General features: G+C 53.5%; 14 protein-coding genes. 8 read left to right on the plus strand and 6 right to left on the minus strand.

The features are described 5' to 3' along the window. Position 1: 1 nt before the first annotated feature. Both Q0915_RS12670 and Q0915_RS12675 read right to left on the minus strand, forming a co-directional pair. Positions 2–916: a sugar ABC transporter permease gene (locus Q0915_RS12670; protein ID WP_299471888.1), complete on the minus strand. Its 915-nt coding sequence runs from the start codon at positions 914–916 to the stop codon at positions 2–4. Between the two features lie 68 nt (positions 917–984). Continuing rightward, positions 985–2,238, minus strand: coding sequence for an ABC transporter substrate-binding protein (locus Q0915_RS12675; RefSeq protein WP_299471889.1), 1,254 nt, complete (start codon positions 2,236–2,238; stop codon positions 985–987). 429 nt (positions 2,239–2,667) lie between these two features. Between Q0915_RS12675 and Q0915_RS12680 the strand changes: the two genes are divergently transcribed. The 7 genes from Q0915_RS12680 (at position 2,668) to Q0915_RS12710 (ending at position 11,494) form a co-directional block, all read left to right on the plus strand. After that, positions 2,668–3,321: an NAD(P)H-dependent oxidoreductase gene (locus Q0915_RS12680; protein WP_299471890.1), complete on the plus strand. Its 654-nt coding sequence runs from the start codon at positions 2,668–2,670 to the stop codon at positions 3,319–3,321. 240 nt (positions 3,322–3,561) lie between these two features. Further along, positions 3,562–3,780, plus strand: coding sequence for a hypothetical protein (locus Q0915_RS12685; RefSeq protein ID WP_299471891.1), 219 nt, complete (start codon positions 3,562–3,564; stop codon positions 3,778–3,780). Between the two features lie 528 nt (positions 3,781–4,308). Continuing rightward, complete coding sequence (locus Q0915_RS12690; RefSeq protein ID WP_299471892.1) at positions 4,309–4,851, plus strand: VPLPA-CTERM sorting domain-containing protein; 543 nt, start codon at positions 4,309–4,311, stop codon at positions 4,849–4,851. Positions 4,852–5,101: 250 nt separating this feature from the next. Continuing rightward, the gene (locus Q0915_RS12695) at positions 5,102–7,546 is read left to right on the plus strand and encodes a tetratricopeptide repeat protein (protein ID WP_299471893.1); all 2,445 of its coding nucleotides are present in this window, start codon (positions 5,102–5,104) and stop codon (positions 7,544–7,546) included. Between the two features lie 53 nt (positions 7,547–7,599). After that, positions 7,600–9,156, plus strand: coding sequence for a hypothetical protein (locus Q0915_RS12700; RefSeq protein WP_299471894.1), 1,557 nt, complete (start codon positions 7,600–7,602; stop codon positions 9,154–9,156). Positions 9,157–9,186: 30 nt separating this feature from the next. Continuing rightward, positions 9,187–10,020: a CpsD/CapB family tyrosine-protein kinase gene (locus Q0915_RS12705; protein ID WP_299471895.1), complete on the plus strand. Its 834-nt coding sequence runs from the start codon at positions 9,187–9,189 to the stop codon at positions 10,018–10,020. Between the two features lie 634 nt (positions 10,021–10,654). Continuing rightward, on the plus strand, positions 10,655–11,494 hold the full coding sequence (locus tag Q0915_RS12710) for an AAA family ATPase (protein ID WP_299471896.1): 840 nt from the start codon (positions 10,655–10,657) through the stop codon (positions 11,492–11,494). A gap of 457 nt (positions 11,495–11,951) precedes the next feature. On the opposite strand, the gene Q0915_RS12715 is transcribed toward Q0915_RS12710, so the two are convergent. The 3 genes from Q0915_RS12715 to xrtD all read right to left on the minus strand — a co-directional run bounded on the left by Q0915_RS12715 (position 11,952) and on the right by xrtD (position 16,450). Further along, positions 11,952–12,989 carry an acyltransferase gene (locus Q0915_RS12715; RefSeq protein ID WP_299471897.1) on the minus strand — a complete coding sequence of 346 codons (1,038 nt, stop codon included), beginning with the start codon at positions 12,987–12,989 and terminating at the stop codon, positions 11,952–11,954. A 193-nt stretch (positions 12,990–13,182) separates the two neighbouring features. Continuing rightward, entirely contained in the window at positions 13,183–14,526 is a 1,344-nt protein-coding gene (locus tag Q0915_RS12720; RefSeq protein WP_299471898.1) for a nucleotide sugar dehydrogenase, read from the minus strand. Between the two features lie 313 nt (positions 14,527–14,839). Beyond that, a complete protein-coding gene (xrtD, locus tag Q0915_RS12725) occupies positions 14,840–16,450 on the minus strand; it encodes a VPLPA-CTERM-specific exosortase XrtD (protein ID WP_299471899.1) in 1,611 nt (536 codons plus the stop codon). A 269-nt stretch (positions 16,451–16,719) separates the two neighbouring features. Between xrtD and Q0915_RS12730 the strand changes: the two genes are divergently transcribed. Next, positions 16,720–17,979, plus strand: a complete 1,260-nt coding sequence (locus tag Q0915_RS12730; RefSeq protein ID WP_299471900.1) for a glycosyltransferase family 4 protein — start codon at positions 16,720–16,722, stop codon at positions 17,977–17,979. A gap of 104 nt (positions 17,980–18,083) precedes the next feature. On the opposite strand, the gene Q0915_RS12735 is transcribed toward Q0915_RS12730, so the two are convergent. After that, on the minus strand, positions 18,084–19,280 hold the full coding sequence (locus Q0915_RS12735; protein ID WP_299471901.1) for a glycosyltransferase: 1,197 nt from the start codon (positions 19,278–19,280) through the stop codon (positions 18,084–18,086). Positions 19,281–19,288: the final 8 nt, after the last annotated feature.

Genomic DNA, 19,288 nt, shown 5'->3' on the forward strand with positions numbered 1-19,288 from the left:
CTTACAGCTGATATCTGCGCATCCGCGTCTGGATGCCGAAAAGGTAAATACAGACACCGACCAGAATGATCGCGAACATGGCGCTGGCGATTGCTGAGCCCATATACGGATCGCCCAGCTGAAGCTGAAAGCCGAAGAAGGTGCGATAAAGGAACGTGCCAAGAATATCGGTCGAAAAATCCGGCCCCGCGAGGGCACCCTGAGCAGCATAGATCAGATCGAAGGCGTTGAAGTTGCCGACGAATGTCAGGATCGAGATGATACCGATCGAGGGCAGGATGAGCGGCAGCTTGATTTTCCAGAAGGCGGACATTCCGGTGATGCCGTCGATCTCTCCTGCTTCAAGAATTTCTTCGGGAATGGAAAGCAGCGCCGCATAGATCAGCATCATGGGAATGCCGATGAATTGCCAGACCGAGATCAATGACAGGGCCGTCAGCGCGTATTCTTCTTTGCCAAGCCAAGGTGCGTAGAGCCATTTCAAGCCAACCGCATCGAGCATCGAGGGCGCGATGCCCCAGATCGGCGACAGAATCAGTTTCCAGGCAAATCCGACAATCACGAACGAGAGAATCGTCGGAATGAAAATCGCCGAGCGATAGAACGCGGCGAAACGCAACCGCGGATGAGAAAGTATAGCGGCAAGCGCAATCCCAATCGGGTTCTGGACGAGCATGTGAACCAGGAAGAACCAGAAATTGTTACCCAGGGCATTCCAGAACTGATCCGCCCAGATCGCGTCCCCAAACAACGTCGTGAAGTTCTGAAGTCCGACGAAAACACGCTCTTGATCAATCTTGCTGTAAAGAGCAAGCCGCAACGTGTTGAAAAGCGGGAAGATCATGACCGCCGTGTAGACGAGAACCGCAGGGGCCAGGAACACGACAATATGCCAGCGAAAACGAGGCTTGCTCATCCGAAGCTCCGGTCGAAGGGGTCCGGACGAGCTGAACTCGTCCGGATATGATCGCAAGATGTGAAGTTTTACTGGTGCGGCGCGTACCAGTTCGCGAGACCGTCCTGCAGCTTCTTGCCGAGCGCTTCAGGCGAATCCGTACCCTTGATTGCCGCTACAGAGGCGCCCCAGGTATCGTTTTCAAGGTTTGGTGTTCCACGGGAAAGGATCTGGTACGTCGAACGGATCGTGCTTTCGCACTCTTCACGCCAACCGACAAACTCCTTTGCGAGCGGATCCTCGAGTTCGACCGGCGTCTTCGAAAGTGGGAAAAATCCGGGAAGTGCATTCCCGAAAATGGAAGCGAAATCCGGAGACGCAACCCAGGCCAGGAATGTTTTGGCCGCATCAGGGTTCTCTGTGGCCGCGTTCATTCCGATGCCGATATCCGTGTGATCGGAGATGTAGCAGGTGTCACCGGCATTCCGGACAGGCGGCTTGAATGCGCCCATTTCAAAATCTGCCTGTGTGTTGAAGCCTGCAATTTCCCAGCTTCCCGCCGGATAGATCGCCGCACGCCCCAGCGTGAACAGGTTCTGGCTGTCCGGGTAGGTCTGCGCCTCGTAGCCGTCGCCAAGGTAAGCCCCCCACTTTGCGAGCGTCGCATAAGGCGCGACCCACTGCTCATCGGTGAGTTTCTGCTCGCCTTTGATAAGAGCGTTTCGGCCTTCCTCGCCTTTCCAGTAGTTCGGACCGATGTTGTTGTAGCCCATCGTAGCGGCTTCCCACTGATCATTGGTGCCCATCGCCATCGGGATATAACTGCCGTCTTCCTTGAACTTGTCCAAAACGGCGAAGAACTCTTCTTCCGTCGCGGGAACGGAAACGCCAAGTTCGTTAAACGCGTCCTTGTTGTAGATGAACCCGTGAATCACCGATGCCATCGGCACACAAAAGCTTGCTGACCCGTCGTCCGACTGCCAGGCGGCTTTGGCAACGTCGGAAAAGTTGCTCATCGCCTCCATGTCATCGAGATCGACCAAATGACCGGCATCGAAAAGTGCCAGCGACGCGTCGAACGGACGACAGGTAATGAGATCGCCGGCAGAACCGGCATCCAATTTGGAATTCAGCGCCGCATTGTACTCTGTGGGTGCGGACGGCGTGAACTTGACCTTGATGCCGGGATGCGAAGCCTCAAATGCAGGAATGATCTTTTCCTGCCAGAGCGCGAGATCGTCATTGCGCCAGCTCTCGATTGTCAATGTGACGTCATCCGCATAGGCACTGCTTGTCACAAGAGCCGTGCTGACCATTACCAAGGATAAAAACTTACGTGTCATTGCGCTGTTCCCTGTTTTCAAGCGATTGTGTCTTTATTCTCTTGTTTCAGTCTGACGGTGCGATGCCGTTCTCGCAAAACCATGACATTCGCAGCTTTGTTGCCACGCCCGCGCTTCCTTGCACCCAAGCAAACGACGATATTGCGGCTGAGCGAGCCCCGTCAGTCCCGCAAATATAATACCTATTTAATACCATTTGTCGACCGTTAAGTTTCATTTTGAGAAATTTGCGTAATTTGAGGAGCATTAAGCGCCCTACAGTGACATTTTAGCGATGTAGAGGCGTTTGCTTCGCAGCAAAGGCATTGTAAAGGTATTACGCGAAAATTGACTGAACTGCAGATCTGCACCCGCTTTTCGCAGCCTGGTTGCGCACGCTCATCGGGCCTCATCAATTTCCAAAGACATCTTTTCGCGAGGCGAAGCGTTATGAATTTCCTGGTATTTCTTGGCACGGAACGCGCGAGCACACCGCCGCGACCGCAACGGCTTGGAGAGCGTGTCGCCGCAGCTTGCCGCCGCAGGCTTGATGCCAATGGCGCGACCCATAGTCTGATAGATCCTCTGGAGATCGATCTTCCCCGACCCTTCAAGCCCCACTTTTCATTTGCGCGCGGCAAAGCACCGGCTCAGCTTGAGCAGCTCGAAGCCAAAATTGCTTCTGCTGACGGCTATGTGATGGTTAGCCCGGAATACAATCATTCCATGTCGCCCACCCTTGCGCATTTGCTCAATCATTTCGGCAGCTCGCTGTTCTCTTATAAACCGAGCGCGATCGTGACTTACTCGGCAGGACAATGGGGTGGCGCAAGGGCGGCCGTGAACATGCGCACCTTTCTTTCCGAACTCGGATGCCTGCCGGTTTCGGCAATGGTGCATGTGCCAAGGGCGCAAGACGTTTACGACGACAACGGTATCTGTCTCGAAGGCATCGACCAGGAAAGTTGGGATAGTTATCTCGACCGCACGGTCAAGCAGCTGTTTTGGTGGGCAGAAGCCGCGAGCCGCCAACGCCACTCAGGTGAAACCCACGCACCCGACGCTTTCAGGACGGCGCCATCTCAAAGAAACGCGCCGAAATGAGAACGGACCGTTTCGACTGAGAGATTATGCCTTGTGGCCTCAAGACTGGCGACCAGCAGGTCCAAAAGCAACCGTTCCAGAGACACCACCAATCGGGCCATTTACCCCTGCCCGGTTTCTCAAAAGCACGTGATTGACCATTTCCCCTTCCTATTTCTTGTTCATCGTTATATTCTATTAACCAATTTCGCCGCACCAGATGGCAGGTTCATTCGGAAAGCTGGCCCACAGGATTTTAAGATGTTGCTTCTTATAGGTTTCGGGATTTTTGTTTACCTGGCCGTAGCTTTGGCGTTCTTCACACTGAGTGCCATGGAATTGGCAGAAACCGGACGCGCCGCGCCGGCCTCACTCTCGGTCGCCCTGATTACGGCCGTCTTCTGGCCCCTAACGGTGTCGCTGATGTCGGCCTTCGTATTCTTTCAAAATGCGCGTCACTCGGGCCGGACTCAGTCCTGAAGAGTTCTAACCCCAAGCGATAGACCCAGCCCAGACAACGCTGATACCCAAAAAGGCTGCAATTGTGATTAGGTTTTGTGCGCAAAGAAGACGTTGCGAGGCGCACAACCATTCCCGGACGGTGATTTGCGCTGGCATATGAGAGAACGCTTCTTTCGCCGGCAGCCCGCTTGAGCAACGCAATTCTGATAGTGAACCGAGCCGGTTTTCTGCAGTGCGAGGTATGCTGCAACGCAAACCGGCGACGTGTATCCCGGTTGCATCAACTGATTGAAAGGCTGCCTGCAGCATGAGGGTGTGGAGAAACCCGGACAATTTTGACAGGGGTGGTTATTTGTTTAATACAAACAAGGCCGTGGCAATCGCCGCCTGAAAATTAAGCATTTCACCACGCAAATTGTTCAGTTTTCTGAAAAAATCCGTTTGACTTTACCTCCTTTTTTTGGTTTACATCGGGTTAATGCGGTATATGAGGTTTGCTGCCCTGCAGCGGGAACACACTTTATTGTAGTGAAAGGGTTGTATAGAATGAACGTATTTCGAACTCTGAAAATGGCGGCAATTGCAGCTGTTGCAGGCGTTGCGATGCTCGGTGCTACTGTCACCGCAAATGCGATGCCGATTGTCGGCACGATTTCGATCTTTGGCTTCGTCAATGATCCGTCTGACACGACCGGTATCGACTTCATCGGTGACGGCACGGTGCTTGGCGCTACGGGATCCTTCTCTGGTCTCGTTGGTGCAACTGCCACCCTGACCGACGTTGACTTCTCTTCCTTGCCGGGAACGGTTTGGACAGCTGGTGCATTCAGCTTCACGCTCGAATCAATCATCGGTGCGATCGAGAGTGCTTCTGATGGTATCTCCTTCGATGCGATGGGCACACTTAGTGCAGCTGGCTTCGACGACACCTCAGGCATCTTCTCGTTCTCAAGTAACGAGATCGGTTCCACGGGTCAGGGTACCTTCTCTGCAGCAACTGCTGTTCCGCTTCCGGCTTCCGTGCTTCTGCTCGGTGGTGCGCTCATCGGCGCTGGCGCGATCTCGCGTCGTCGCAAGAACGCTGCCTAAGCTGGGGCATCTACCTCGGTCCTAGGCTAGTCCGGATCGGGAGCTAGAACTAAAAATTGAATGGGGGATCGTTCGAGTATTGAATGATCCCCCATTTTCTGTTTGTCTAAGGGTCAGTCAGGGAACGGGATTTTAGTCCCCTCATCACTTTAACCCTGACTCAAATTTTACAAATTGGTTACTCGAACTTTAATGCTTGTCCCCCTATTTTGGGGATAGAAGATTTTTGAAATTTGCAGGAGTTTGTGCGATGCCCCTGTCGCCGCGGTTTAAGCAGGTTGGCGCTTACGTTGTGCTTTCGCTAAGTGTTTTGGTTCTGGCGGGTTGCAGCTCATCAGAGGAACGGGCTGAAGAGCACTACAAACGGGGGCTGGAACTCGTCGAGGAAGGCGAGCTCACCAAAGCCAGCCTGGAGTTTCGTAATGCTCTCAAACTCGATTCCGAACACATTGATGCACTTTTTGCGTTCGGCGAGTTGCAGGAACGTCAAGGTGAATTCCAGTCAGCATATGGCGTCTACAACGGCGTTGCGGAGCAGGATGCCACGCACCTGCCCTCGCGACTGAAGCTTATGTATATGTTGCTGACCGCTAACCAGGTCGAGCAGGCCCAGAAATACCTGGACCAGGCGATCGAACTCTCCCCCAACGATCCGAAGGTGCTCGTTGCCAAGGCAACGCTGCAGCTCAGAAACGGCGAGCGCGAAGAAGCTGAGAAATCGGCGCAGGATGCTTTCAAGGCCGACCCTGAACTGACAGACGCACTCGTCGTGCTTGCCTCGGCTCGCATGGCTGCTGCCGACCCGGTTGGCGCACTCGGGTATCTCAACCAGGCTCCCGACAGCGCTGCAAAAGACGTCGGACTTCAGGTACTCAAACTGTCTGTCCTGGAAGCACTTAATGATGAGGAAGGGATCGAGAAGCTCTTTGGCGAACTTGTCGAGCTGTTCCCTGAAACACCTCAGTTCAGCCAGGCATGGGTGCGCTGGTATCTGGCGAACGGACGCAAGGACGACGCCGAACGCGTCATAAGACAATTCGCCGCCGACAGGCCGGCAGAAGACGACGCGCAACTGGCGCTTGTTTCCTTTGTCATTGCACAAAAAGGCCAACAGGAAGCACGCCAGGAACTTGAGAACATCATCAAGACACGTAACGAGCAAGGTGGCGACGCCTTCCCGCTGCGTATTGCACTGGGTGAATTGCTGTTCAGATCCAACCAGCACTCCGACGCCATTGATTCGCTGCAAGCGGTCGTCTCTGAAACGAGCGACGAGGGTCAGAAAAATCAGGCCAGGATCATGCTGGCAACAATCCTCGGCCAGACGGGGGATATGGCTCAGGCGGAAACTCTGGTCAATCAAGTCCTTGAAGACGATGCCAAAAACGTCGATGCCCTGCGTCTTCGCTCGAATATCAAGATCTCGCGAAACGACAATGCGGGCGCGGTCGATGATATCCTCGTTGCGCTAAACGAAGCACCAGAAAATGCGCGGCTGAGGACACTGCTCGCAAGCGCATACGAGCGTGACGGTTCTTCCGTTCTTGCCGAAGAACAATTCGCTCGTGCCCTCGCGCTGGATAACAATTCACCCGAAGTCGGTCTGCCGATGGTTCGGTTCCTGCTCCGCCACGGCAAAGGAGAGCAGGCAGAGCGCGTGCTGGACTCGGTCAGGGAACGCAATCCGTCGAATCGCGAGGTTCTGACCCTGCTTGCCCAGCAACGGCTGGCGCGGCGCGACTGGGTCGGCGCTCAGGAAATATCGGATACACTTCGGAAAATCGACGCCGGAGATACTGAGACAGCTGACAAGATCGCAGCGGCGGCGCTCGGTGGCCTGGACAGGCACGAAGAAAGCATCGCCTTGTTGCAAAGCTCTGCGACCGTTGCCGGCGACGAGCAGGCGCTGCTTCCAGACCTTATTCGTGCCTATGTGCAGGCAGGACGCCAGGATACCGCCATTTCGCATCTGTTGACGGTACTTGACGAAACGCCGGACAACACTCTGGCGCGGATCCTCCTTGGCTCGGTCTATTTGTCGCAAAACAAGGTGGCCGAGGCTGAAGAAACCTTCAAAACGGCCACCGAAAATCCTGACAGTGTTTTGGGAGACACTTCGCTTGCGCAGTTCTATTCCGCGACGAACAGGCTGGAGGAAGCCGAGGCCGCAATCCGTGCAGGGCTGTCAAAGGCCGAGGACAACGCGGCACTGCGCCTGATGCTGACAACCGTCCTTCAGCAGACACAACGGTTCGACGAGGCAATCGAACAGTACGAAATCCTGTTTGCATCCGATCCTGAATCCACGATCGTCGCGAACGACCTTGCCAGCCTTCTTTCCGAGCGTCGCGGCGATCCCGCTTCACTGGAACGTGCCTTCGAAATCGCACAGCGGTTCCGCACGTCCGAAGTGCCTCAGTATCTCGACACCCTGGGATGGATCTACTATCTCAGGGGCGAGCACTCGTCCGCGCTTCCACTGCTGCGAAATGCATCTCAGAGCTTGCCAAATCTCGGGCTTGCCCAGTTTCACTACGGAATGGCGCTGGCAGCGCTCGACCAGAAGGAGCAAGCCATTACATCTCTGGAAAAGGCACTCAGTCTTAAGTCCTATATGACAGAAGAAGACATGGAGTTGGCCCGCGCTACAGTGGAAAGACTTGAAAATCTGGCAACGCAGACGCAGTCAAACTGAGATAGGGAAGCCCCCCTCCCCGTCTCTCACTCAGTCGCAAACGGTTTGAATTGATGGAACAGAGTTTTGACCTTGGAATGATATGGGCGATCGTCAAGCGGCGGTATTTATACTTCGTCCTGCCGTTTGTCGTGATTTTCGCTGCCGCAGTTTTTGTTGCCTACTCACTGCCCCGAAGCTATGAGGCAAAGGCAACAATCCTGATCGAATCTCAACGTATTCCGCGGGAGTTGGCTTCAGCGACGGTCACAGCAAGCCCAAGCGAACGCATCAAGGTCATCGAGCAGCGCCTGCTTGCGCGCGACAACCTTCTGGAAATTGCGGGTAAATTCACCCTATATCAGGGTCAAAAGGACGGTGCCCTTTCACCGACCGAAATTGTCGAAGAAATGCGGAGCTCCATCCGCATCAAACAAATCGGCGTCGCCACCTCCGCGCGGAATACCCAGGTCATCGGCTTCGACGTGGCCTTCCAGTATTCTAATGCCACTATGGCGGCGCGCGTGGCCAACGAACTGGTCACTTCAATCCTGTCTCAGAACCTGGAAACGCGTCTCAGCAGAGCCGCAGAGACAAGCGAGTTCTTCCAGCAGCAGCTTCGAACCCTGGATGGCGAATTGCTCGCGCTGGAAAACAAAATCGCCGGTTTCAAGCGAGACAATGAAGAATCTCTGCCGGAAACTCTTCCGATCCGGCGCGAAAAACTCACGGAATTGAACGCAAACGTTGACGTGATAACCCAACGGCTCAAACTCGCCAGACAGGCAGACCTCGGCACCGGGGCAAACGAAGATGCAGGGGCTCAACAACTTGCTTTTCGTCTTCAATCCCAGGAACTGAACTACGAAGCCTTCGTGGAACGGCGGGAACTGCTGACACCTCTTCTGGAGAAAGGCTTCGTTTCTCAGAGAACGATGGACGATCTGGACAGGCAGATTGCGCAAGCGGAAATCGATATTGCGGCAACCAAATCCCAGATGGCCCAGGAAGGCTTCACAGCTGATCCCGACACCAGGATCAAGCTGCTTGAAGCACAGAAGCTGGAGTTTGAACGCAGAGCTGATGAGCTCAAATCAAGCATCTCCAAAACCCCGAGCATCGAAGTCGAACTGGCTGCCATGATGCGCGATTATCAAAATCTGCGCGACGAGTACAGCCAGACCAAAGCGAAACTCACGGATGCGGAAATTGGTGAAAGACTTGAGCAGGACCGGCAGGCAGAACGCTTTGAGGTTCTTGAACAGGCAACCATACCGGAAGCACCCACTGCACCCAATCGCATCCAGATTGTTGCAGCCGGAGGCGGTGGCGCCATGGCCGTCGGACTGGGCCTTGCCATATTGCTTGAATTTCTGGACAACAGTATCCGCACAGCGCGCGATCTGGAGCGGCGTTTGAAGGTCCGTCCGATCGCCGTCATTCCCTATGTCACGACAAGACGGGAAAGAGTGGGGCGGATTACTCGGCGCTTGTTAATTTTTTGCGCTGGTATTCTTGGTATTCTCGCCGTGCTCGCGGTTGCGCATCTCTACGTTTTGCCGCTGGACCTGCTTGGCGAACGGGTGTGGCAAAAGCTAGAACCCATGCTTGCAATCTTTGTTTCGCTTTAAGCGCATTTAACATCAAATCGGAGAAACTGCGTGGAACACATTAAGAGCGCGCTCAAAAAGGCGGGTGTATTGGATGAAACCAATGCGCCTGCAGCGCCTGTTTCCAATGCGGAAATCAAGCCACCCATCAAGAAAGTCGAAATAGCAGCCAAATCCAGTGACCTGGAGGTTCCTGAACTTCGGAAAATCGAAATAGACCCGAAGCATCTGGAACGCCGACGCATTGTGTCCAAATCGATGGACGATCCGAATTACATTGCTTTCAATCTGCTGCGCACACGCATCCGCCAGGCAATGTCCGACAATAACTGGAAGTCTCTGGCGATCACATCGCCGACACCTGGATGCGGCAAGACGATGGTGACGCTGAACCTCGCTTTCAGCCTGTCCAGGAACCCGGGTTTGCGTACAGTGGTTGTTGACCTCGACCTCAGGCGGCCTTCGGTAGCGCCAACACTCAATATCGAGCCCGACCGGTCAATTGCACAATTCCTGTTGGGAAAAGCGGAAGCCAAGGACTGCTTCGTTCAAGTGGACCCCAACCTGGTTCTGGGTCTGAACAGCGGACACACGCCGGCATCCTCGGAATTGCTCCAGGCGCCGAAGATGCTGGAGCTGTTTGAGTTCATTGAAACGACCCTCTCACCCGAAATCATCCTCTTCGATCTGCCGCCAATGCGTAGCAGCGACGACGCCCTTGGATTTCTTCCGCGCATTGACACGTCATTGCTCGTGGTTGCTTCCGGTACCTCTACCACTGCCGAGGTGGACGAGTGCGAACTCCATATTAGCGAACTCGACAAGCTGCTCGGAATTGTTCTGAACAAGTGCGAAGACACCCAGAGTGAGGATTACTATTATTAGACAAGCGGGCGCTTGACAGCCGTCGTCGACTTCACAAGCAGCCGCGCAGATCCGAAAAATATTGCTTTTGCAGGCTCAACTCCGTCGCACACCAAATTCGATAACTCTGAAGGCCGTATTTCGCTGACTTCAGTTCATTTTGAAATCAATGTTGGAGGCCTTGTATTTTTAAACCTTCGCAACAAAAATGGAAGTAAAGACACTTAGTTTTGCAGCTATGCATATTTTTTAGACTATTACCGAAATCAAAACTGCGTTATAGTGCGTTGAATTCAAATTTTTTCTAAGTTTAGACCAACGTAGTGCTCAACAGTTTTCAGATACAAAGAAATCGCTGCTATTTTGCCGCAATCTAAACTTATATACGTTAACAGTTGAATATTTCAGGCATTGCCTGCCCTGCGTTGCAGGCATGTTTGATTTGTCGTTCAACGATGTGCACGCGGCACGTGGTTACGGATTTACCTTTTTTGGAGTAAACTCTTGAAAACGTACCGCAAACTTGCTTAGTGAAAAACAAAATGAAACGGTAGAAGTAGTTTCAACTCGTTTGTTCGATTTGTCGCGATTTTACCGGTTGTAGACAATGCAACAAGAACCGAAATTTAGACAATCACGCACCTCGGGGTCGATGATGTACGAGCCGTATTACGGTCTCTTGACGAAGCCATTTGCGCTGGTTCCGGATCCGCGTTTCATTTATTGGGCGGGTCCGCACAGCATGGCGTTTGCCATGCTGGAATACGGCATCGTCAACCATGCCGGTTTCACGGTGATTACGGGCGAAGTCGGTGCCGGCAAAACGACGCTTATTCAACACCTCTTGAGCAAATTACCGGGTGATATCCGCGTTGGCCTGCTGGCGAATACAGGCGGTGCCGGAGAACTTCTGCAATGGGTCCTGATGGCTTTTGACCAGGACTTTGAAAGCGACTCCCACGTCAAGCTCTACAAACAGTTCAGAGACTTTCTGATCGAGCAATACGAACAGGGCCGCCGCACAGTTCTCATTGTCGACGAGGCGCAGAACCTCGGGTCGGAAGCTCTTGAAGAGCTTCGAATGCTCTCCAACATCAACACCCATGACCGCGAGCTTCTTCAAATCGTTCTGAGCGGGCAACCGGAACTCAAGACACTTCTTGCAGCTCCGAGCCTGAGGCAATTCGTGCAACGTGTAACCTCCGACTTCCATCTCTCCTTTTTGGAGCAGCAAGAGGTAGCCGGTTACATTGCGCACCGATTGAAGATCGCCGGTGCGAAACGCTCACTGTTCACACCCGGTGCCTGTGACCTTATTTATTACGCGACCCAGGGGACACCGCGCCTGATCAACACCTTGTGCGACACCGCCCTGCTCTACGGATTTGCCACCGAGGCCGACGAAATCACACCGGACATCGTCAAGCGTGTTCTCGACGACAAGCGCCGCTTTGGCGTGTTTGCGGTTCAACCCGACCTCGCGCTGCCGCAATAGCGCGGAGTCTCTTGCCTGTGGTCAAAAGGTCTGGCTCTTGCCCGTCCTGAGTATCAACAGGTACCGGTTGGCCGATGTATCCGACAGATACTGGATCGGGTCGGCCTCACGCAATGCCTCTGCGCATTGATTGCACTGCCCAATTCCTGCGAAACGCGAACAATCCGTTTGAATTCTGCGCAGCGTTCTTCGGCACAAAACAGTCAATCGCAGACTTGATGAGACAAGAGCTCACCCAAGGCAACAGAGCTGATTGTCTGCCGGGACACCAAACAAACCATTCTTCCAATTCCCGTTTCACGGTCGCATGTGCATATAAATGCCGACGGACCCGCTATGGCGATGCAACGGGTACCAAGCCGGTTCGGACGAGACAGTCGGCACGCTGCACGGCGCGTTTGAGCGGCGACGCTCCTCCAGGGAGCGACCCTGCATGTTAACGCCCGTATTGGAAGAATTATGCCTTTTGGTGTTTCTTCTCGCGTTTCAAAAGCGACCGCAGGAACTTGCGCGCAGGCACTTCGACCGCGTGATAGAGCAAGACCGAACAGACATAGATAATTATCAGAGACAATATATTGGTGAGCGAAGCGGGCAAAATCGCTCTTGCCGACATCAGTACGAGGATGTGCACCATGTAAGTCGCGTAAGAGATTTCACCCAGGTAGACAAGTGCAGGATGGCGCAGGAAATTGGAACGTTCTTCGCGGCTTAAAAGTGCGACACAGAAAATAAGTGCAGCCAGCATCAAGACAATGATGCTCTCATTGACCTGAAAATAAACGCCGAGAAGGATCCCCAGGAGAACGACCAACAAGCCTGGCCTTGCAAACTTTACTGGAATTTTGTTTTCCAGGAACAATTGGCACAAGGCGATCCCAACAAGGAACTCGCCTGAGATCCTGAGAATGCCGAAGTCGTACATCATCTTGGTCAGGGCCTTGCCCTGAGAGGCCGCCAGCGCATGTGTTGCCGCAAAGATGAGGAGCGCAACAACCAACGACACATTGGCAGGCATCCGCAGCATCAAGAGGATGGCAAGCGGAAAGAGAAGATAGGCGAAAAACTCCGCGCTGATTGACCAGGATGGAAAATTCCAGGCGTGCGCATCCGTGAAGCCCCACGCATGAAGCCCCAGGATGTGGAAGGGTAAGGCCTGATAGTCCGCGCCTTCAAATCCGGATCTTCCAAGGATTGCAGCCGCCTGATAAGCGGCCAGGAAGAGCAAAATCACGAAAAGATGCAACGGATAGACACGCGCAATCCGGTTCGTGAGAAAGTCACGATAGCTGAATGAACCGTTGGACCATGCGCTATGATAGACATACGTCAAAATGAAACCGCTCAGGATGAAAAACAAATCCACGCCCAGATGGCCGTTGGAGATCATCCGATGCAGAAAACCCTCTGAGCCTTCTTTGAAATACATATGAAACAGCACGACAATCAGTGCCGCAAATGCTCTCAATGACGTCAATTCTTTTATATGAGCCAATATTAACCCTTTCAAAGATTTTGTCCCGACGCTAACGCATCTATTACTGCTTAAAAAATTCAAACGGCTATCGAATATGTATCTCTTAGCCGTGATTGGACTACAAGACCAGACCTTATCTACAAGTTTGCTGCTTACAGGGTGAACACAGCTGGAGCCATAATCCCCTTCCCCAATAAACCGTCATTCGGTTTCAGGCCTTGGTCACCAGCTCGCCCTTCAGGCCACGGGAAGCAATTGCATTGCGGGTATCGACGATGGGTAAGCCGAGATCAACAAGACCTTCGTAGTCAATCGCGTCGTGATCTGTCGAAATCAGAACCGCGTCGTAATCCGCTGCGGTGACGTCCTTTAATTCGATGTTTTTGCGGCCATACAAGTGCGGAAACTCGCGCATGCGTGGAATGGTTTCGATGTGAGGGTCCAGAAAATCGACGGCTGCGCCGTTCTTCAGCATCATGTCCATGAGGACAACGGAAGGGCTTTCACGCATGTCCGGCACATTTTTCTTGTAGCTTATGCCAACCAGAAGAATCCGAGATGTCGATAGTCCCTTGCCGCATTGACGATCCAGAACTTCGCGCAATTTGGAAATCACATATTTGGGCATGTTCACATTGATTTCACCCGCCAGCTCCACAAACCGTGTTGCATGACCAAATTCACGTGCCTTCCAGGTCAGGTAGAATGGGTCGATGGGGATGCAATGCCCGCCCAACCCCGGCCCCGGATAAAAAGGCATGAAGCCGAATGGCTTGCTCGACGCCCCGTCGATAACCTCCCAGACATCAATGCCCATCGCGTCGTAAATGACCTTGAGTTCGTTCACGAGCGCAATGTTGACGGCGCGAAAGATGTTCTCGGTAATCTTGACGGCCTCGGCCGTTCCGGTCGAAGAAACCGGCACGACTTCGTCAACGACCTTGCTGTAGAAGGCTACGACCAGACTTCGAGCCAGATCGGTATCACCGCCGACGATCTTCGGGATGGAATGCGTGCGAAAAGTCGCGTTCCCCGGATCTTCACGCTCCGGACTGAAGGCGACCCAAAAGTCATCTTCCACCGAAAGCCCACTCGACGCCAGTATCGGCGCCAATACTTCTTGGGTTGTTCCGGGGAAAGTCGTTGATTCCAACACGACAAGCGTACCCGCCGTCATGTTCGCCGCTATGTCTTCAGCAGTGCCTTTGATAAAAGAAAGATCCGGTTCCCGGTGACGTGTCAGCGGCGTCGGGACGCAGATGACAATGACATCACACTCTGCAAGCCCGGAAAACTCGGTTGTCCAGCTCGCTGAAGCGGCGCGTGTCGTTTCTTCGAGCATGCCGTTGTCGACGGCCGCAATGTAGCTCTGCCCCTTTTTCAGCGCCTCCGGCTTGGCTTCGTCAATGTCAAAACCGGTGACCTTGAACCCGCGCAGCGCGGCTGTCACTGCAAGCGGCAAGCCAACGTAACCCAGTCCGATAACCCCAATTCTCGCCGTCTTGTTTTCCAGATTCTCAAGGAGATTTGCGTGTTTCGTGTTTTGTGCGTGCATTTCAATTTCCATGGGCTCTCAGCTGAGCCTGTTTTCTACATCACCGGAATGAAATCCTTAGACAGTTTTTTCTGTGATGCAGGAAAAAATGCACGACACGAAAGAGCTTTCCGGGCGAGCGTGAACACAATCAAATAAGGGCATTTGACAAAACAAACCGGCAGCGGTCCCAAGCTGCAGCAATCTATTCTACCAAGGTAGCTTTGCTGCGGTTACGCGTGTGGATTGGGACCACGACAGAGGGCGACCTGATGGACCTGACAAAAAAACGGCCCGCGTCAGCGGGCCGCGCTTTTAATTCGCCGATGAAATATCAGGCTTCGATCGCCGGGAAATAGGTCGGCAATTGCGGCACGACACCACCGAGGAACGACTGAAGGCGCTCATCGGCAATCTCAACGTCTTCGCCCGGTTTCATCGGTGTGACAACACGAATAAGACCACCATCGGACCGACCGGCGTTGAAAGTATCCCACATGGAAACGAACTTCGCTTCAAAGTCGTTCGTGATCTGGCGGCCACGCTGCTCAAACCAGAAGTAAACCAACTGGCGCTCGAGCCCGCGCTGGATGATCGCGCGGTTCACGTTGATCGTCTTGGCCTGATCACCAGCGCCAACAGTAACCGCCTTCTGCTCCCATTTGGAAACTTCCCAGCCACCACCCGGAAGGCAGATCTCAGGCGAGTGAATGCCCGACCCTTGCGTCTGCGACTTGTAGAATGTCATCAGCAGATTGACATTCTCGTTGCCGGACTTGAAGTCCGCCAGCAGGTACTCGTCGGCGCCCAGAACATACTCGATTTCACGATCAAGGATCGTTGCGCGTCCCTCCCAGTTGTCGACCTGCATAGGGAAAATGCCCAAGGGCAAGCGGTCAATGGAGGCCGGTGCCGGCGTCGGGGTCATTTGCCAGGCGATACCGGCGACCAGAGCGATGATGGATGCTGCAACGAACGACTTTCCAGCCTTGAGTGATGGCAGTTTGCGCAGCGGCCCAAGAACGCCTTCATAGTCCATTCCAATGATGTATTTTGGACGTTCCTTACCGAAAGAGCAAAAACGCGACAGGATCCATGCGATGAGATACAGGATCACCGTGCAGGATATGAAAATGACCCAGCCTTCAAAATAGTGAATGAAGCCCTCTGCGTGGCCGATCCCGAAATAGTTGACCAGAACGCCGATCATACCGACCCGGAAGCTGTTCATCAGGATGGTGACCGGTATCGTTGCTAGGAAAATCACCACTCTGTGCCAGTTGGGACCGTTGTAGAGGACGGCCATGAGCCAACCGAAACTGAACAGCGGGAAGAGGTAGCGCAGGCCACTGCAGGCTTCGGCGACAAGCAGCTTGTATTCGCCAAGATCGATCACGGTACCATCAAGCAACACGGGAATACCCATGAACTGGATGACGGCGACACCGATTTCTGCTGAGACCGCCTGTAGGTGCGTGGACACGCTGAGATAGATGAACTGTGGCAGCGGAAGCATGAAAATCAGGTGCAACCAGCCCGGCCAGAAACGGAAACCCTCGCGCGTGCCCGCGAGAATAAGGATCAAGGCTCCGACATAAAGTATGAAGCCATAGGTGATGATATCCGGGATCTCCACGAGATTCCCGAGCAGTCCGACCAGCAGCGCGAGGCCCAGAACCACAAACCCTACGATCCGACTGCCATGATCCGGCTTGACCGGATGACGATTGATCTCAAGAAGTGTCATATATGCGGTGATGAGCGGAACGAGAGGACCGTAACTGTATTCTGGCCGCGACCAGGCAGCGCCAAGTGAAATCAAACCATCCCAGTAAAATGCTGCAGCACCCAGGGAAGCAACCAAGATCCAGGGAATTGCGCGCATGAAAAGAGACCCATAGTCTCCCGGCAGCGCTGCGCCGTTTTCACGAATATCGACAGTCATGAAATGTTCCGTCCAAATATTTTAACAATTGGTCGTTCAAAACAACCACACTGAACTATGGCCTTTTATTTCTCACATTCAGCACCCATTTGTAACTAAATTATTGGTGAAAATGCGAGGATCATGCAAATTTGACTAAAAGGTTTGATGAATTAATCTTAATTTCGTTTCGAATTTGAATTCAGGCAGACTCCGTTTGACCTAGCAAACACGTTGGCCGTATATCAAGCATGTTTGAATATTATATTTTCCCGTTGAGGAGTTGATCGTTGCCTGATGCGCACAAAATACCGCTGCCAGTGGCCGGTAAAGTCCTGATTATTGTTGAGAACCTGCCCGTTCCATTCGATCGCCGGGTCTGGCAGGAAGCCACCGCGCTTCGCGAGGCGGGCTACGAAGTTTCCGTTATTTGCCCGACCGGGAAGAAACATACTCTCCTAGAGGAAACCTTGGACGGTATTCATATTTACCGTCACAATCTGCCTTTGGAAGCTTCAGGTGTACTTGGTTATCTTGCCGAGTATTCAGCTGCTCTCTTCCATGAGATGCGGCTGTCCATCAAAGTGCTTCGCAAACACGGCTTTGACGTCATTCATGCGTGCAATCCACCGGACCTGATTTTTCTGGTTGCCGCCTTCCACAAATTATTTTTCGGCAAGAAGTTTCTTTTCGATCAACACGATATCAATCCTGAACTCTACGAAGTCAAGTTCGGGAAAAAAGGGTTTTTCCATAAACTTTTGACTATATTCGAGCGGTGCACATTCAAGCTCGCTGACGGCAGCCTGGCCACGAACGAAACGCTCAAAGACAGGGCTATCGACACCGGGAAAATGCCACCTGAAAAGGTCTGGGTTGTCAGAAGTTTTCCGGATATCGGGCGCTTTAAAAGAACGGAGCCGGACAAAACGGCAAAACGCGGACGCCGCTATCTGGCAGGATATGTCGGCATCATGGCCGAACAGGATGGCGTGGAGTATCTGGTCAGGGCCATGGATCACATCGTCAACGTTGAGGGACGGGACGATATCGGCTGTATCATCATCGGCGACGGCCCGGACTACGACCGCCTGCGCGCCCTGTCAGCAGAACTGAACCTGACAGAACATGTCGAATTCGCCGGCTATGTGTCAGGTCAGCCCCTATTGGAAAAGCTCTCCGCATGTGACATCGGTGTGATCCCGGATCCCTCGAATGTCTGCAATGACAAGCTTTCGATGAACAAGGTGTTCGAGTATATGGCGCTTGGAATGCCATTCGTGCAGTTCAACCTCGAACAGGCAAAGATAGATGCCGGCGACGCTGCACATGTCGTTGAAGAAAGCACTCCCGAGAGCCTTGCACAGGGAATGATGGATCTTCTGGCCGACCCGGAACGGCGCGAGCAGATGGCGGCATATGCCAGGGACCGCGCACAGCGCGAATTCCACTGGGAAATCGAGAAACACTCTATGCTCGACGCCTACCGCACGCTGTTGCAGTCGAAGGAGCCTGCAAAAATAACGGGGTCTGTGAGCGTATCGCAATAATCACCGACGCCGGAATACGATAGCGTACCGGAACCTGCCACACCCCTCGGTGTGGCGGCAGCGCAGCGCACATGAGTTACCTGTGTACCGCTCTTCGAGCATGGCTACTCTGTTCCGGCGAACGCGCCCATCATCGAAGTCTTATATGTGGACACGACGCTTTCGCGCTGGAAGTGGCTTAGTTTTCCGGTTTGCTGCCACTGCGACAACTCGGTTTTCAAGCGTGACTGGTCGACAACCAGTCTTTCCATAGCAGCTTCAATGGCGGGAAAGTCCTTCGCCGACACCCCGAGCGCGAAAGAAGCATCATCGAAAAAGCCGTCGATCGCCCAGTCCCTGGGAAATACGACCGGGCATCCGCCAAGAAGCGCTTCCAGGAAGACCATCCCGAACGTCTCGCGTTTGGAGACCATTGCAAAGCCGCACACACCATTCAGCATTGCCTGCACGTCCTTGTGCGGGATCGGCCCTTTGCGAACGAACGAAGTCGCCTGATGTTCGGCGATCAGGCTGTCGATTTTTTCTTCCTGTTCTTTCGTACCTCCACCGTAAAGGTGGAACGCATACCCCTCATGCCGCTTCTGGAGACCGCTGCTTGCCTTCACCAGCGCTGCCGCGTTTTTATTCTGGAGATCGCGCAGGTGGAACACGGAGGCCAGGACCGGCTCGACAATCTGCGGCGCAATGATCCTGTCTTCCGGCGAGGTACACGGCAAAAGAACCGTCGGCTTCTGACGCGGGCCAAGCGTCTCATCGCAGACGCGTTGCCCCGTGACCGAAAAGGGAAAGACAACAGATGCGCCATGATAAATGCGTCGATAGTGTCGCAGAAGATCAGGACGGTACTTCATGATCTTCCGATCCGTGTTCACCTGGATCGAAAGCGCGTAAGGGCACTCAAGGCGCCGGCTCAGCTTTTCGGCAATCAACCCCTCGAGAGTCAGCTTGTGCGCGTGGATGATGTCCGGCTTTATGTCGCGCCGGATCATGTCGTCCGCGATCCTGTCGGCCAGATGCGAAAGCGAGCCTTTCATGTAAAGCCCCGCCGGCAATCCTTCGTAGCGGATCGCTGTTACGCCGTCCTCGTCCTGGCTAAACTGAAGATCGAAGCCTGGTTTCAAAGGATTCCTGAGCAGTCCGGCAACGAGCGAGGCTGATGACGGTTTCCCGCGATTGATCGAATAGATGTGCTGATCGAACGTATCGCGGACAGCGTCGACAAGACTGCTGACCGCTTTGGTTTTTCCCGGAACAATACTGTCGGGATAGTCGCCTGAAATGTGGACAATCACTTTCCTCATCTTCAGAC

It is taken from the genome of uncultured Roseibium sp. (genome assembly GCF_947494555.1).
GTDB lineage: Bacteria > Pseudomonadota > Alphaproteobacteria > Rhizobiales > Stappiaceae > Roseibium.

Excerpts from the sequence above, each read along its gene's own strand:
- Q0915_RS12670 (WP_299471888.1), bottom strand. The coding sequence starts at position 916 with ATGAGCAAGCCTCGTTTTCGCTGGCATATTGTCGTGTTCCTGGCCCCT.
- Q0915_RS12675 (WP_299471889.1), bottom strand. The coding sequence starts at position 2,238 with ATGACACGTAAGTTTTTATCCTTGGTAATGGTCAGCACGGCTCTTGTG.
- Q0915_RS12680 (WP_299471890.1), top strand. The coding sequence starts at position 2,668 with ATGAATTTCCTGGTATTTCTTGGCACGGAACGCGCGAGCACACCGCCG.
- Q0915_RS12685 (WP_299471891.1), top strand. The coding sequence starts at position 3,562 with ATGTTGCTTCTTATAGGTTTCGGGATTTTTGTTTACCTGGCCGTAGCT.
- Q0915_RS12690 (WP_299471892.1), top strand. The coding sequence starts at position 4,309 with ATGAACGTATTTCGAACTCTGAAAATGGCGGCAATTGCAGCTGTTGCA.
- Q0915_RS12695 (WP_299471893.1), top strand. The coding sequence starts at position 5,102 with ATGCCCCTGTCGCCGCGGTTTAAGCAGGTTGGCGCTTACGTTGTGCTT.
- Q0915_RS12700 (WP_299471894.1), top strand. The coding sequence starts at position 7,600 with ATGGAACAGAGTTTTGACCTTGGAATGATATGGGCGATCGTCAAGCGG.
- Q0915_RS12710 (WP_299471896.1), top strand. The coding sequence starts at position 10,655 with ATGTACGAGCCGTATTACGGTCTCTTGACGAAGCCATTTGCGCTGGTT.
- Q0915_RS12720 (WP_299471898.1), bottom strand. The coding sequence starts at position 14,526 with ATGCACGCACAAAACACGAAACACGCAAATCTCCTTGAGAATCTGGAA.
- xrtD (WP_299471899.1), bottom strand. The coding sequence starts at position 16,450 with ATGACTGTCGATATTCGTGAAAACGGCGCAGCGCTGCCGGGAGACTAT.
- Q0915_RS12735 (WP_299471901.1), bottom strand. The coding sequence starts at position 19,280 with ATGAGGAAAGTGATTGTCCACATTTCAGGCGACTATCCCGACAGTATT.